The 14,164-nt window shown below is 42.9% G+C and carries 14 protein-coding genes; 13 read left to right on the top strand and 1 reads right to left on the bottom strand.

Going from position 1 to position 14,164, the window contains the following annotated elements:
- Positions 1-362: 362 nt before the first annotated feature.
- The 9 genes from WA381_RS20350 (at position 363) to WA381_RS20305 (ending at position 8,201) form a co-directional block, all read left to right on the top strand.
- Entirely contained in the window at positions 363-1,100 is a 738-nt protein-coding gene (locus tag WA381_RS20350; RefSeq protein WP_156086633.1) for a substrate-binding periplasmic protein, read from the top strand.
- Positions 1,101-1,126: 26 nt separating this feature from the next.
- Positions 1,127-1,336, top strand: a complete 210-nt coding sequence (locus WA381_RS20345; RefSeq protein ID WP_232375942.1) for a diguanylate cyclase domain-containing protein — start codon at positions 1,127-1,129, stop codon at positions 1,334-1,336.
- Between the two features lie 391 nt (positions 1,337-1,727).
- Entirely contained in the window at positions 1,728-2,156 is a 429-nt protein-coding gene (locus WA381_RS20335; protein ID WP_156086632.1) for an HvfA family oxazolone/thioamide-modified RiPP metallophore, read from the top strand.
- Positions 2,157-2,305: 149 nt separating this feature from the next.
- The gene (locus WA381_RS20330; protein ID WP_156086631.1) at positions 2,306-3,157 is read left to right on the top strand and encodes an HvfB family MNIO-type RiPP peptide maturase; all 852 of its coding nucleotides are present in this window, start codon (positions 2,306-2,308) and stop codon (positions 3,155-3,157) included.
- Positions 3,154-3,918, top strand: a complete 765-nt coding sequence (locus WA381_RS20325; protein WP_156086630.1) for an HvfC family RiPP maturation protein — start codon at positions 3,154-3,156, stop codon at positions 3,916-3,918. The genes WA381_RS20330 and WA381_RS20325 overlap by 4 nt, the downstream gene beginning before the upstream one ends.
- A gap of 153 nt (positions 3,919-4,071) precedes the next feature.
- A complete protein-coding gene (locus WA381_RS20320) occupies positions 4,072-4,194 on the top strand; it encodes a hypothetical protein (protein WP_256253717.1) in 123 nt (40 codons plus the stop codon).
- 22 nt (positions 4,195-4,216) lie between these two features.
- Positions 4,217-4,753: an adenine phosphoribosyltransferase gene (gene apt / locus WA381_RS20315; RefSeq protein WP_014950051.1), complete on the top strand. Its 537-nt coding sequence runs from the start codon at positions 4,217-4,219 to the stop codon at positions 4,751-4,753.
- A 41-nt stretch (positions 4,754-4,794) separates the two neighbouring features.
- Positions 4,795-7,836 carry a DNA polymerase III subunit gamma/tau gene (gene dnaX, locus WA381_RS20310; RefSeq protein WP_156086629.1) on the top strand — a complete coding sequence of 1,014 codons (3,042 nt, stop codon included), beginning with the start codon at positions 4,795-4,797 and terminating at the stop codon, positions 7,834-7,836.
- 38 nt (positions 7,837-7,874) lie between these two features.
- Positions 7,875-8,201, top strand: a complete 327-nt coding sequence (locus tag WA381_RS20305) for a YbaB/EbfC family nucleoid-associated protein (protein ID WP_014950049.1) — start codon at positions 7,875-7,877, stop codon at positions 8,199-8,201.
- Between the two features lie 136 nt (positions 8,202-8,337).
- Here the strand turns inward: WA381_RS20305 and WA381_RS20300 are convergent, their stop codons facing one another.
- A complete protein-coding gene (locus WA381_RS20300) occupies positions 8,338-9,126 on the bottom strand; it encodes a ferredoxin--NADP reductase (protein WP_014950048.1) in 789 nt (262 codons plus the stop codon).
- Positions 9,127-9,393: 267 nt separating this feature from the next.
- On the opposite strand from WA381_RS20300, the gene WA381_RS20295 reads away from it, so the two are divergent.
- The 4 genes from WA381_RS20295 (at position 9,394) to htpG (ending at position 14,046) form a co-directional block, all read left to right on the top strand.
- Positions 9,394-10,086, top strand: a complete 693-nt coding sequence (locus WA381_RS20295; protein WP_231506513.1) for a hypothetical protein — start codon at positions 9,394-9,396, stop codon at positions 10,084-10,086.
- A gap of 241 nt (positions 10,087-10,327) precedes the next feature.
- On the top strand, positions 10,328-11,275 hold the full coding sequence (locus tag WA381_RS20290) for a hypothetical protein (RefSeq protein ID WP_014950046.1): 948 nt from the start codon (positions 10,328-10,330) through the stop codon (positions 11,273-11,275).
- Positions 11,276-11,280: 5 nt separating this feature from the next.
- The gene (gene recR / locus WA381_RS20285; protein WP_014950045.1) at positions 11,281-11,880 is read left to right on the top strand and encodes a recombination mediator RecR; all 600 of its coding nucleotides are present in this window, start codon (positions 11,281-11,283) and stop codon (positions 11,878-11,880) included.
- Between the two features lie 243 nt (positions 11,881-12,123).
- Entirely contained in the window at positions 12,124-14,046 is a 1,923-nt protein-coding gene (gene htpG, locus WA381_RS20280) for a molecular chaperone HtpG (RefSeq protein WP_156086627.1), read from the top strand.
- Positions 14,047-14,164: the final 118 nt, after the last annotated feature.

Raw genomic sequence — 14,164 nt, 5'->3', positions numbered from 1 at the left:
GGGGTTTCCCCATGTGAGAGTAGGACACTGCCAGGTCCCAATTAAAGAAACCCGCCTAACGGCGGGTTTTTTGCGTTTGGAAGAAAGAAAAAAAATGGGGTCAGAGTACATTAATCCCCATTCCCCCCAGCAAAACCTCAAATTGGGGTCAGAGTACTTTATTACTTTAAACATCAGAACATAGTCATTCCCTTACCCCCCAATGCCGTTAAGTCAGAGAAATGTACTCTGACCCCATTTCTTGTGTGCTTGTGCTGTAAGCATATTTTGACTGGGAGAGATCTAGTAATAACATCTCCTTCCTATTATTTATTCGCAAAATTCTATATAAGTAATTTATCAATGAATAAATCGGTAAAAATGTGAAACGTAAGGTTCTTTTAGGTTATTGCTTAATTCTTATTTCTTGGGCGTATTGCGCAAGCTCTGAAGAAAATTTAAAAACAAAAAAGTCTATTACGCTTGGTGTCGTTGAGTTTCCGCCATTAGTAATTAAAGAACCCGACTCTTCGCGTTGTCATGGTGTAGCGATAGATGCAACTGTAGCCATATTGACTAAAATGAATTATAACGTGTTAGTTGAATGCATGCCTCCGGCTCGTTTGTTTGAACGTGTGAAGACCGGGAAGGTCGATCTCACAATTAATGTCAGAGGTACTTCAGCGTTAGATCAGAACGCTACATTTATAAACGCTCCATTTGTTTACTTAACTATTGTACTTCTACATAACGGACAACTTGCGGATGGTAAGTCAATTTCGGCAATTCGCGGCTATGACTATTTAGGGATTCGACAGGCACTTAAGCAAGAAGGTTTTGAATTTTTTGATATGCCGACAAGTAGCGACGCGATTCACCTTTTTGATGTTGGAAGAACGTCTTATCTAATTAGCTACAAACAACCCTATCAATTTTATACAGAGGCATTAGGTAGTCGATTAGTTGAGGTAAGTATTTCAGACAAATTGACCGTACCTTCCTATTTGGCAGTTTCAAATCACAGTAGGTACAAAGATGAACTTGTTGATAGTTTGAATCTGGTTACTACATATATAAGTGACTCTACAATATTAGAATCCTATCAAAGTGCGAATAAATAACTCTTTCCTTACCAACTGTACAACTGTTGCCTATACGAATCGGGCGGCTCCGTGCCCCACTCAGTGTCAGGCACTTCATACTCGTGTCAAATAAAAAGCTCACAGTTAATATGGGAGTGGCAGCGAATGAAAATCTTTGTTATGAGAACATAACTTCTCTGTTGCAAGCGGCTGATACGCTTTTATATAAAGCTAAATTTCGAGGTAGTGAACAAATATGTTTAGGCCAGCACTGAGCAACGATCTCGTCAGAGGATACTACTTCTCCTTTTTGCTGACACAACAGCAGCAGAACATCCATGGTTTTCGGCTCTATAGTCCTCTTAAGCTTGCCGAGAGATAGCGTATTGCTGGTTACATCGACTTGCCATTGACCTAGATAAAATTGTTGCTTCACCGCGTTTACCCTGTACTTTTTGTAGGTACTGTACTTAACTTTTCCTGTTAACTTATTGTAAAAGTATGCAGATACACTTTTGTTAATATAAAACCTTTTAATATCAATGTCATAAAAATTAATTGTAAAAAAATTAATTTTTGTGAAATATCCTTTAAGCCCACAGGGTCTTTTAAAGTACACGTGCTTACTGTACGTCAAACATGACTAATATTATTGAGGGTACATCAATGAAACAAATCAAAAAATCATCAGTAGCGACAGCGTTGGGTGCAGTTGTAATTGGCTCTTTGGCGTCAACGGTTGCAGTAGCAGATGTAAATCCATTTGGTATGCAAGCATTAGAATCTGGTTACAGCCAATTCGCTGCGGAAGGCAAGTGTGGCGAAGGAAAATGTGGCGGCGACAAAGCAGAGAAAGAAGGCAAGTGCGGCGAAGGTAAGTGCGGCGGCGACAAAGCAGAGAAAGAAGGCAAGTGCGGCGAAGGTAAGTGCGGCGGCGACAAGAAAGCTGAAAAAGAAGGCAAGTGTGGCGAAGGTAAGTGCGGCGGAGACAAGAAAGCTGACAAAGAAGGCAAGTGCGGCGAAGGTAAATGTGGCGGCGACAAGAAAGCTGGTAAAGAAGGCAAGTGCGGCGAAGGCAAATGCGGTAGCATGTAACCGCCATTCAAAAAACATCGTGTAGCTTGAAAAAGAATGATGAAGGCTACACGAGTTACGCTTAGCAAAAAATGGCTGTCGAATGATGGCCTTTTTTGTCTAGTAACGTACGTTACTATTGTGCAATCCCATGCGGTAAAGGGGAAGATATGAAAAACATCTGTGGCGCAGGTCTTGGGTTTCGTCGGGAAATGCTAAAAGCGCTTTTACCTACATTGCCATCTGAAGTCGATTTTTGGGAAGTAGCCCCTGAAAATTGGATCCCACTTGGTGGGAAGTACCAAGAACAATTTCAGCAAGCGTCTTCGCAAGCTCCCTTTACAACTCATGGTTTATCTTTGTCTATCGGAAGTAGCGACAAACTAGATGTCGAGTTTGTAAAAACCGTTAAGCGATTTTTAGATGCAAACAATATTGCATTGTATAGCGAGCACTTAAGCTTTTGTTCTGGCAACGGGCATATGTACGACCTGATGCCAATTCCTTTTACTGAAGACGCAATTAAGCACGTAGTATCTCGAATTGTTCAAGTTCAAGATATCATTGAACGACCGCTAGTCTTGGAAAATGTCTCTTATTACATTGCGCCAGGCCAAGAGATGGATGAGCTTGAATTTACCAAGAGCATACTAAAAGAATCGGGTTGCAAGATGCTTCTCGACGTAAACAATGTTTACGTGAACAGTATCAACCATAAATACGATGCGAGAGCGTTCATTAACGGCTTACCCTCAGACAAAATTGTGTATGGCCATATTGCTGGTCATTATGATGAAGCAGAGGATTTGAAAGTTGATACTCACGGGGCTGATGTCATTGAGCCAGTTTGGGCGCTGTTGGAGCATGCTTACCTCACTCACGGCGTATTTCCGACTTTGCTAGAGCGTGATTTTAATATTCCCCCGTTAAGCGAATTATTAGCGGAAGTGAAGAAAATTAAGCAAATTCAAGCAAAATGCGAAGCTGTTCGAGCATCAAACGTTAAAGGAAGTGTCGCGTGACTCAGTCATTTCAAACCACTCAAAAAACATTCGTTGATGCGATCAAAGACCCACAGACATTTTGTGATACCGACGCTGATCACATTCGTCGGATGAAAATCTATCAATCCCTGTTTTTTAACAACATCGATAATTTCGTCAGTACCGGTTTTCCCGTTTTAAAATCTATTGTGGTAAAACAGTATGGTGAAAAAGGATGGGAGAGTATTGTGCGTCAGTTTTTTATTGAGCACGAATGCCGCTCTCCTTATTTTGCTGAAATAAGTAAAGAGTTCGTTGAGTACCTTTCAACAGAGCCAACCTTCGATATTACTCTTCCTGATTTTGCAGCAGAACTCGCTCACTATGAGTGGCTAGAGCTTGACGTCAGTATTAGAAAAAACGAAGGCAACGTTGAATTCTATCAAGAAGAAGACAATGTTACCGCCATTAGGGTGTCACCGTATGCCTCGTTGGCGGCATATCAGTTCGAAGTCCATCTAATTGGTGAGGATTATATCCCAGAGCAACCTGCCCAAGAACAGCAGTTCTACGTTGTTTACAGAGACCGTGAGTTTGACGTTCAATTTGTTCATGTTAATCCGGTGACGGCTATTTTAGTCGACACGCTGGAACAAAATGAACTGGGGATGGAAATAGAACAATTAGCTGAGTCGTTGTGCCAACAACTTCCCCAAGTTCCTTCAAACGTGCTCATAAATGGTATGAACCAGACCCTCACTGACATGTTACAAAAAGGAATACTGCTTCCAGTATCCTAAGTAACCATTACTATTTACCTGCTTTATATTAAACTTTCGCCAGGATCTGGTCTGAAAGTGAGCGATCGATCATATTAGCGCTGTCAATCGGGCTTGCTTTCGATTAACATTTAGCACCATTTTTTTGTTCACAAAATTGTTTAGGTAGTGCAAATGGCTGACAATTCAGATTTCAAAGAAGTCTATAACAAGTGGTACTTTCTAGCATCGCTAGTAACTCTAATCGCGTTCCCGTTGATGCATATCATCGCCGGCTGGTTCACCTTCTGGTTATAACGCAGACATTCAAGGCATAATTGTGACTGCAGAATATATTAAATCAGTAGTGAAAACCGTACCTGACTATCCAAAGCCAGGTATTTTATTTAGAGATGTGACCAGCGTTTTAGAAGATCACAAAGCATTTAGTAGCTGTATCTCGTTACTTGTAGAAAAGTATCAAGGTATGGGATTTACCAAGATAGCAGGTACTGAAGCACGCGGGTTCCTTTTTGGTGCGCCATTGGCCATCGAAATGGGCATTGGTTTTGTTCCAGTGAGAAAACCCAACAAACTTCCTCGTGAAGTAGTGAGCGAGAGCTACGAGCTTGAATATGGCATGGATACATTGGAAATCCATAAAGATGCCATTGAGCCAGGAGATAAAGTTCTTCTTATTGACGATTTACTTGCAACTGGTGGAACGATAGCCGCTTCTGCGAAACTAATTCGTTCACTAGGCGGTGAAGTAAACCATGCAGGTTTTGTTATTAACTTACCGGACCTAGGTGGCGAGAAGAAATTGAGTACGCTTGATATAGAAAGCTACTCTATTTGTGAGTTTGAAGGCGAATAATCGCTATAAAGCATAACTAGCAAAAGGCGAAATACGTAATAATGAGTTATCAGGTACTAGCAAGGAAGTGGCGACCGGGCAAGTTCAGTGAACTTGTGGGTCAGGAACATGTTGTCTCTGCCATTTCAAATGCTTTGGATAACGATCGTCTACACCACGCTTATCTGTTTACTGGTACGCGAGGCGTAGGTAAAACTACCATTGCACGTATTTTTTCGAAAAGCCTTAACTGCGAAGAAGGACAAGGGGCAAACCCTTGCGGTCAATGTAACACCTGTAAAGAGATAGAGCAGGGGAACTACGTTGATTTGTTAGAGATTGACGCTGCATCAAGAACCAAAGTTGAGGATACTCGCGAGCTTCTTGATAACGTGCAATACAAACCCACTCGCGGGCGTTACAAAGTGTACCTTATCGATGAGGTACACATGCTTTCAAAACACAGCTTTAATGCGCTGTTAAAAACGCTGGAAGAGCCACCTCCACACGTTAAGTTCTTACTGGCGACCACCGATCCTCAAAAGCTTCCGATAACCATCTTATCCCGTTGCTTGCAGTTTAACTTGAAAGCCATGTCTCGGGAGCAGATTGTTGGACAGCTGCAGCATATTTTAGAGCATGAACAGCTGCCTTTTGAGCCACAAGCGCTAGCGCTTTTGGCAAGAGCCGCCCAAGGCAGTATGCGTGATGCGCTGAGTTTAACAGACCAAGCGATTGCACAGGGTGGAAACCAAGTGCTGGCATCGGTGGTAACCGATATGCTGGGGCTGATGGACAAGAACCAGTTGCTTAAAGTGGTTCATGCGGTAGTAAGTAAAAGTCCTGCTGATGTATTGCAGTTAGTTAATGACATCGCAGAGCAAGCCCCCGATTATGACAACGTACACAGCGAATTGGCTAGCCTGCTGCACCAAATAGCGTTAACGCAATGGGTGCCTGAAGCATGTAAGCTAGAAACCACATCGGCTAAAGCGATATTTCAATTAGCGAAAACTATTCCAGCTGAGCAAGTGCAGCTGCTATATCAGATTGCACTGCAAGGAAGAAAAGACTTACCGTTTGCTGCGGATGGAAAAAGTGCGTTTGAAATGACATTGATGCGAATGATGTCGTTTGCTCCAAACACCCCCATCGACGACACCGTAAGTGAAATTGAAAACGGGAGGAGTGAGCATAGTTTACCTGTAGATCATGCTTCTTCCAGTGGTGGCCCGGGAAACGTCGGTAAGCAGGAGGAAGCGCCGTTAAGCGAAACTTCTGCAACCAATGTGCAGGAGGAGACGCCTTCACATCTATCGGTTGAATCTACCTCTGAACAGTCGTTAGGAAGTGCGCCATCTACCCAAGACTCACTTGCTACATCAATAATCGAAAAAGAGCAGCAAGAACAATCGACGTCTCCATTTGAATCACAGCAAGAGCAGGAAAATGCGGCCGCTGATGAAAGCGATACTCTGTCGGCGCTACCTCATGCAGAGTCAGGTGCAACGTCGACTCAAACAACAGCACTCGAGCGTGATGCTTCACATGATGATGAATCTGTAAAGCCAGCTCCAACTTCATCTATTGAAGAACTAGCCGTAGAAAACACCGCGGTACAAGCGGTACAAACAGAAAGCGTTGCTGCAGAGCTTGAACCAACGCCAAGTAAAGTCAGTGCGTCCCATAACGAAGCTGCGCAATATTTCGATGAACCTCCGTTAGATGCGTACATGGACGATATGCCACTTTCGTCAGAAGATGATGGCTCTTTAGGTTTTGACGGTTTTCAAAGCGCTGAAGGTTTTCATAACGCTAAAGGCTCTGATAAAAACAGCGAGTCGTTGGCGCACGAGAACGAAGCGTCTTCATTAACCGCAGAAGAGCAGCTTACTTCTACGGCTGATATGTTGGCACTTCGTCAAAAGTTGAAGCAAAGAAAAGCACAAGACGCAGAGGCAAAAAGTACCAGCGCAGCAAATGCTAAGACCGAAAGTGCAAGCGATATTCAAGCGCGTTTTACCAGAAGCAAAGCCGAGGCTTTGAGTGCTGCACAAACTGCACATGGAATTAATAAGGGTGGCGATAATAGTTCAGGGCAGCCTAGTGCTGATAATGAAATCAAGAGTGGTGATTTAAACCCCGTTGGGCATGAAAACAGCCGTGAGCGGCAAGACCATAGTCCTGAGCCGCTAAATAGTAGCCCTGAGCTTCTAAATAGTAGCCCAGAGCGTATAGATAGCGGCTCAGAACACAAAGACAATAGTGTTGCGCGCGGTGACACTCCTCAACTGGAAAGTACAAATTCAGGCTCGTCTTTAGGTAATACTCACGCGTATTCTTCTGACGCTATGCATACTAGCGAGTCAGAAAAGAATCATTCTAGCTCAAACCACACGAGCGATTTCTCGCTTGATGAGTTTGAAGAGGATATGCCTTTTTCAAATGACGAATCTGAGGCGCAATCAAACTCGGAAACACCGGTTGAGGATATGCCACCTTGGGCTACTGATTACGATAATCAACCACCTCAACACGTTGAAGGTGCTGATTATGTTGAAGCGCCCTCAGATAGCAGCTCCAATTACGACAGTGCCCCTGAGCAAATGGAAAGTGCGGGAGATAGGTCTTTTGCGCGGGATGCTCTAAATTTTGATACGCCGCTGAGCAGTACCTATGACGGGCAGTTAAAAGCGTACTTAAATGACGGAAGCAAATTAACTCACGCTAGCCAAATTGACGAATGGAGCAATCTAGTTGAGCAAATGCCAGTTGCTGGTCTACTCAAACAATTGGTGCTGCACGCATCATTTTCTCGAGCGGGCAATCAAGTGTCCCTTGAAATTGACCATAGTCAGACGCATTTATTAAATGATAGTGCGAAAAAGCAATTGGTTGATGCAATCCATCATGGGTTGGGTGAAAACGTTGAAGTAAATATTACGTTAGGTGAACCAGCATCTACACCTTTTGCGTTACAACAAGAGATTCATGCCATGCGCCATGCGCATGCACACTCGGTGATTAAAACCGACGATACAATTCAAGCATTGCTATCGACTTTCGATGCGTCAGTGCTAACCGATTCGGTTAAAGCGCGATAGCAGAATTATTAACACCAAAACGAAGCGAGACAAAAATTATGTTTAAAGGTGGAATGGGCAATATCATGAAGCAGGCGCAGCAAATGCAAGAGCGCATGCAAAAAGCACAAGACGACCTAGCCAAAATTGAAGTAACAGGTGAAGCGGGTGCAGGCATGGTTAAAGTAACCATGACGTGCAACCACAACGTGCGTCGTGTAGACATTGATGAGTCATTGATGGACGACGACAAAGATATGGTTGAAGATTTGGTTGCTGCAGCATTTAACGACGCGGTTCGTCGAGTTCAAGAAACTAGCAAAGAGAAGATGGGCGATGTAACTGGCGGAATGCCATTACCTCCTGGCTTCAAAATGCCGTTTTAAATAATTATGTAAAGCTAGAAGCGACACAGCTTGCAAGTATTTTGCGAGTGAAATCATAGAAAATCGCCGGCAACACGCCGGCGATTTTTATTGAAAATTTAAAATGTTGCCGTTGGTCAGGCCAATGCGTTGCGCATTACTTTTCTATGAATGCTTGTTCAATTACATAATGCCCCTGACGACGCGAGTTAGCTTTCGAGAAGCCCTTGTCGTCTAGCATAGACATAAGGTCTTGTAGCATGTTGTCGTTGCCACATAACATGAATCTGTCATTTTCAGTGTCTAATTCAGGCATACCTATATCATCCAGCAACTTTCCGCTTTCAATTAGCTTCGTTATCCGTCCTTCGTGAGCGATACCGTTTTTTTCATAACTTTCTCTAGTAACAGTAGGATAGTAAATGAGTTTCTCACGCACTTCGTCGCCGAAATAAGGGTTGTTAGGAAGTTGGTGCTCAATTTCGTTTTGATAAGCAAGTTCAGAGCGCCACCGCGTTCCGTGAACTAATATAATTTTTTCAAAGCTTTCATAAATGAAAGGATCTCTGATAATACTCATAAATGGTGCTAGACCTGTACCAGTGCTGAGCAAATAAAGATGTTTTCCGGGTAACAAGAAACCAGGCACGAGCGTACCTGTAGGCCTAACATTAATCATTACCTGGTCACCAGGTTCTATATTTTGAAGGCGAGAAGTAAGCGCACCATCTGGCACCTTAATACTAAAAAATTCCAATTCCTCATCATAATTTGGGCTTGCGATGCTGTAGGCCCTCATCAGTGGCCTACCATCTACTTCAAGACCAATCATAACGAATTGACCACTTTCAAAACGAAAAGATGATTCTCTCGTTGTTTTGAAACTAAACAGAGTGTCATTCCAATGGTGAACTTGGGTTACGGTTGCGTTTATAAGATTTCGCATTCGTTTTCCTACTTACTTAGTCATCAAGCCATGCTGCCATTCTCGCATACTTCACAATGTGATAATAGTTATCATTACGGTTTGTGGTATCGATATACGCACGTAAAATCCAACGTGCTATGAGTTTTAAATAAGTATTTTTAGCAATAGTTCAACCAGGCCTTTCTTCCGTAACATTAAAACACTGTCACATTCAGTCATTTAGCTTGCGCATGGCAAAGGAACACAAATAATAGAATGTGGCAGTTCGAAATGAGGGAGGATGCTGTGTTAGCAAAAATGTTAAAACGCTTTCAGGCCCAACGTAATTGTGCCGTCGAAAACCCGTCTATCAGTAATACCGCTGTATCTCTTTGGAAGGACACAGGCCAAGTCTACTATCTAGAGAACACGCTGAAGCTTACTTATCAGTCCTGCGCGGGAAAGATAACAATTGAAAAGCTCTCAATGACGTCTTTAGCTCAAGTTCTTGCTGAGCTTCAAGCATTGGATACCGTCTCAACGCTAGCGCAAAAGGAGACTGCAAATCAGGTAGATGCATATAGTGTTAGTGTGTGTGGTGCAACTTGGCAAACCGCAGACAATGGTCAGAGCATCCGTATTAAAGCGCTTCCAGAAGCTGCTACTCTGCGCAGCCCTACTGCCTGCTTCACAAAGTCTCAAGCAATTTTCAAACACGCCTTTATGCTTGAACATGATGACTTACTCACACCTGCATCATTGAGTAAGCCCGGGATCTTTACATACAATCGGATATCGTTAAATGATTTCATTAGTCAGTTAGCGCTGGCTAACGAAAAGTTAGCAAATGGGCAAAAAGCTACAGCGAGCGTTGGTCATCAAAATTTTGAAACTGCATTTACTGACCATGAGCAGTCAATCATTGAACAATTCATAAAGCACGATGAAACCGTATTCAATAAAGATGGACGTCAACGTCTGCTTACTGATAAAGGTTAGGCTTGTTTTCAGCCCGATACGTTGATAATTATGGGCTGATACACAGCTTACAAATACTGAGCGCATGCCCAACTCATCGACATTAACATTAAAATCTCATTTAACCGTTGTTCCGTAGAAAAAGTGTCCCAAATAGTTGAATGATCGTTGTATCATTGCGTTTTTTATCTTTCAGAAAACTCAACGTGTTCAGTTAACCGCTAATCGCGAAAGTTAACTCGTTAAAATAGAGGTTTTAGTAGTGCTAAGGAAAGGCTTAGTTATCACCACGGTTATTTTACTACCCATCGCAACCGTGTTGTTTTTTATGAGTATTCACGACCTGTTTAAAATGAAAACAGTAACGGTCGACCCGAAGCTTAAGGAAATTTCAGGTATAGAATACGATAAATACAAAAGGCTTTGGGCCATTAACGACAGTGGCGATGGACCTATCCTTTATATGCTCAATAAAGATGGAACTATTGAGAGGGAAGTGACAGTTACAAATGCCAAAAACGTCGACTGGGAAGACATGACACAAAACAGTTTCGGTCATTTCTTTTTGGGAGACTTCGGTAACAATGACAACAAGCGACGCTGGTTAACGATTTATAAAATTGAAAACCCCATTGACATAAAAACCGATACCACAGAAGCAGAAATCATTAAGTTTACTTACCCGGAAATGGGAAAAGGAAAAGTAAAACCGAAAGACAAGAACTACGATTTGGAAGCGTTCGTAGAGTACAAGCGTAACCTCTACCTGTTTACAAAAAATAGAACAAAACCCTTCGATGGCATCACCAAGTTGTATAAGGTGGGGGACCATGCCGCTAACTTTGACGCACAGCTCATCGGCGAATTTAAAACCTGTACCACCCTTGAAAAGTTATGCTGGATCACATCGGCTGCAATAAGCCCTGATAGGACTAAACTGGTGCTGTTAGATTCAACAAGCCTGTGGTTATTTGAAAATTTTGAAGGCGATAACTTCTTCAGTGGCGATGTGTCGCGTATTGATTTAGGCGTAGTCACACAAAAAGAGGCAGTGACGTTTTATGACGACAACACGCTGGTTTTCACTGATGAAGAGTACAAGGGGTTATTTGGGGGCAACATTTATGAAGTTAAGCTCGACCAAGCAAAGCGGAACGTGATTAAATACCGCGAAAGCTCGAATCAAAAAGAAAAAGCACCAAAGCAGTAAATACTATGAAGTTCAGTCCGCTACTCTCAGAATTAATTCAGGCACTAACGTGTCTTCCCGGCGTTGGCAACAAGAGTGCCCAGCGTATGGCATTCCACCTATTAGAGCGTAATCGCACTGGGGCAATTGATTTAAGCAACGTATTACACAATGCCATGGAGCATATTCATCATTGTAAGCGCTGCAGAACATTTACTGAAGACGAGCTATGTGACATTTGTCGTCACCCTGAAAGAGAAGCAAGTGGCTTGTTATGTATTGTTGAAAGCCCACAAGACGTACTAGCAATCGAACAAACCTTAAGTTACAAGGGGCAGTATTTTGTGCTTATGGGTCATTTGTCTCCTATTGACGGCGTTGGGCCAGAAGAAATTGGTCTTACTGAGCTTGAGGCTCGTCTTGCCGCAGGTGGGATAAATGAAGTTATCCTCGCCACAAACCCGACTGTAGAGGGGGAGGCCACGGCACATTATATCGCTCAACTTTGTGCAAGCCATAACGTTGATGCGTCTCGAATTGCCCACGGCGTGCCGGTTGGGGGAGAGCTCGAGTATATTGATGGTAATACTCTCACCCACGCATTTTCGGGTCGCCGCAAACTATAGTTCTATAAATTTGCCTAAACTCATTATTCTTAGTAATTAAAACACTCAACGTAGGTCCGCACCTGGCGGGCCTACGTCACGTTCTCTCTTATCGTTTGCCCACAAAATATTCAACATCAGACTTTATTGAAGATAAATCTCCTTATAAAAAATAAATTTTCGTTCTAAACGTTGAAAAGTGCGTTGAGCGACCTTACCTGTTTAACATCAAACGTGATCCATTCAACGAGGAGATATTGGATTATGGCTGAAGCAGCCCACAAAGAAACCCACGGTTTTCAAACAGAAGTAAAACAGCTTCTTCATCTGATGATTCACTCTTTGTATTCAAACAAAGAAATTTTTCTACGTGAGTTAGTGTCAAACGCGGCAGATGCTGCGGATAAGTTACGCTTTCGTGCGCTAGAAAATGACAGTCTTTACGAAAACGATGGCGAGTTAAACGTGAAGCTTAGCGTCGATAAAGAAGCAAATACCGTCACCATTACCGATAACGGTATTGGTATGACTCGCGATGAAGTCATTGCGAACTTGGGTACAATTGCTAAGTCAGGCACTAAAGACTTCTTTAGCAAACTTTCTGGCGATAGCGCTAAAGACTCACAACTCATTGGCCAGTTTGGTGTTGGTTTTTACTCTGCGTTCATCGTAGCTGACAAAGTAACGGTGCGAACTCGTGCTGCTGGTGCAGATGCATCGCAAGGCGTTGAGTGGATTTCAGACGGTGAAGGTGAATTCACTATTGCTGAAATCAACAAGCCTACACGTGGCACCGAGATTACACTTCACCTACGCGAAGACGAAAAAGAATTTGCTGATGCATGGCGTTTACGCTCTATCGTAAGTAAGTATTCTGATCACATCAGTATTCCTGTGCAGATGTGGAAAGATGAAGTGCCTGAAAGTGAAGGGCCTGATGGCGAAAAAATTGAAGGCCAGCCTGGTGAATGGGAAATCGTGAACAAAGCGACGGCGCTATGGACTCGTGAAAAGTCTGAGATTACTGACGATGAGTATAACGAATTCTACAAGCATATTTCTCATGACTTTGCTGATCCGCTTGCATGGGCGCATAACAAAGTAGAGGGTAAAACGGAATATACAAGTTTATTGTATATCCCTTCTAAAGCGCCGTTTGATATGTGGAATCGCGACCAAAGTCATGGTCTTAAGCTTTACGTTCAACGCGTTTTCATTATGGACGACGCCGAACAGTTCATGCCTACTTATCTACGTTTTGTTAAAGGTTTGCTAGACAGCAATGATCTTCCGCTTAACGTGTCTCGTGAAATTCTACAGGACAACAAGATAACGCAAGCGCTACGCCAAGGTTGTACTAAGCGCGTATTACAAATGCTTGAAAAAATGGCGAAGAACGACAATGAAAAATATCAGTCGTTCTGGAATGAATTCGGCAACGTGTTAAAAGAAGGGCCGGCTGAAGATTTCAGTAACCGCGAGAAAATTGCTGGCTTGTTACGCTTCTCTTCTACACACGGTGAGTCTGATGCACAAACCGTATCATTAGCTGACTATATTGAGCGAATGAAAGAAGGCCAGGATAAGATTTATTATGTGACAGCAGATAGCTTGCAAGCTGCCAAGTCTAGTCCTCACCTTGAGATTTTCCGCAAGAAAGGAATTGAAGTGCTATTGATGGGCGAACGCATTGACGAATGGTTAATGTCTCACCTTACTGAGTTTAACGAGAAGCAGTTTGTCTCAATTGCGAAAGGAAACTTAGATTTAGGCGACTTAGAAGACGAAGAGTCTAAGAAGGCGCAAGAAGAAGCAGAAAAGCAAGTTGAAGGTGTTCTTGAGCGAGCTAAAACAGCACTTGGCGATAAGGTCGTAGACGTTAAATTTACCCATCGCTTAACAGACTCACCTGCGGTCATCGTAGCAGATGACAATGGCATGACTACGCAAATGATGAAACTTATGCAGGCAGCAGGGCAGACCGTGCCAGACGTGAAGTATCACTTTGAACTTAACCCTGAGCATAGCTTGGTGAAGCTGCTGGCGGATACCCAAGATGAAGAGCTGTTTAATCAGTGGGTAGGCGTATTGTTTGATCAAGCTGCACTGTCAGAACAAGGTAGCTTGAAAGACCCATCTAGTTTTGTACAGAACTTGAACACGCTTCTAATGAAGTTAGCTAAATAAAGCAATAAACTAGTAGGTTTACATTTAAAAACGGGCGTAATGCCTAATGCCAGTCAGTTAAGCTGACTGGCATTTTTCTTTGTGGGGTATTTAGTCGGTCTTTTCCTCACTACTCTGG

Source organism: Alteromonas sp. CH_MED4-4 (assembly GCF_037029575.1).
Lineage (GTDB): Bacteria > Pseudomonadota > Gammaproteobacteria > Enterobacterales > Alteromonadaceae > Alteromonas > Alteromonas macleodii.
Note: the sequence above shows the minus strand (reverse complement) of the source record. Positions and strands in the feature narration are given on the sequence as shown.

Coding starts and splice junctions, on each gene's coding strand:
- WA381_RS20330 (WP_156086631.1), top strand. CDS start 2,306: ATGAAAAACATCTGTGGCGCAGGTCTTGGGTTTCGTCGGGAAATGCTA.
- recR (WP_014950045.1), top strand. CDS start 11,281: ATGAAGTTCAGTCCGCTACTCTCAGAATTAATTCAGGCACTAACGTGT.
- WA381_RS20320 (WP_256253717.1), top strand. CDS start 4,072: ATGGCTGACAATTCAGATTTCAAAGAAGTCTATAACAAGTGGTACTTT.
- WA381_RS20300 (WP_014950048.1), bottom strand. CDS start 9,126: ATGCGAAATCTTATAAACGCAACCGTAACCCAAGTTCACCATTGGAAT.
- WA381_RS20335 (WP_156086632.1), top strand. CDS start 1,728: ATGAAACAAATCAAAAAATCATCAGTAGCGACAGCGTTGGGTGCAGTT.
- WA381_RS20305 (WP_014950049.1), top strand. CDS start 7,875: ATGTTTAAAGGTGGAATGGGCAATATCATGAAGCAGGCGCAGCAAATG.
- dnaX (WP_156086629.1), top strand. CDS start 4,795: ATGAGTTATCAGGTACTAGCAAGGAAGTGGCGACCGGGCAAGTTCAGT.
- htpG (WP_156086627.1), top strand. CDS start 12,124: ATGGCTGAAGCAGCCCACAAAGAAACCCACGGTTTTCAAACAGAAGTA.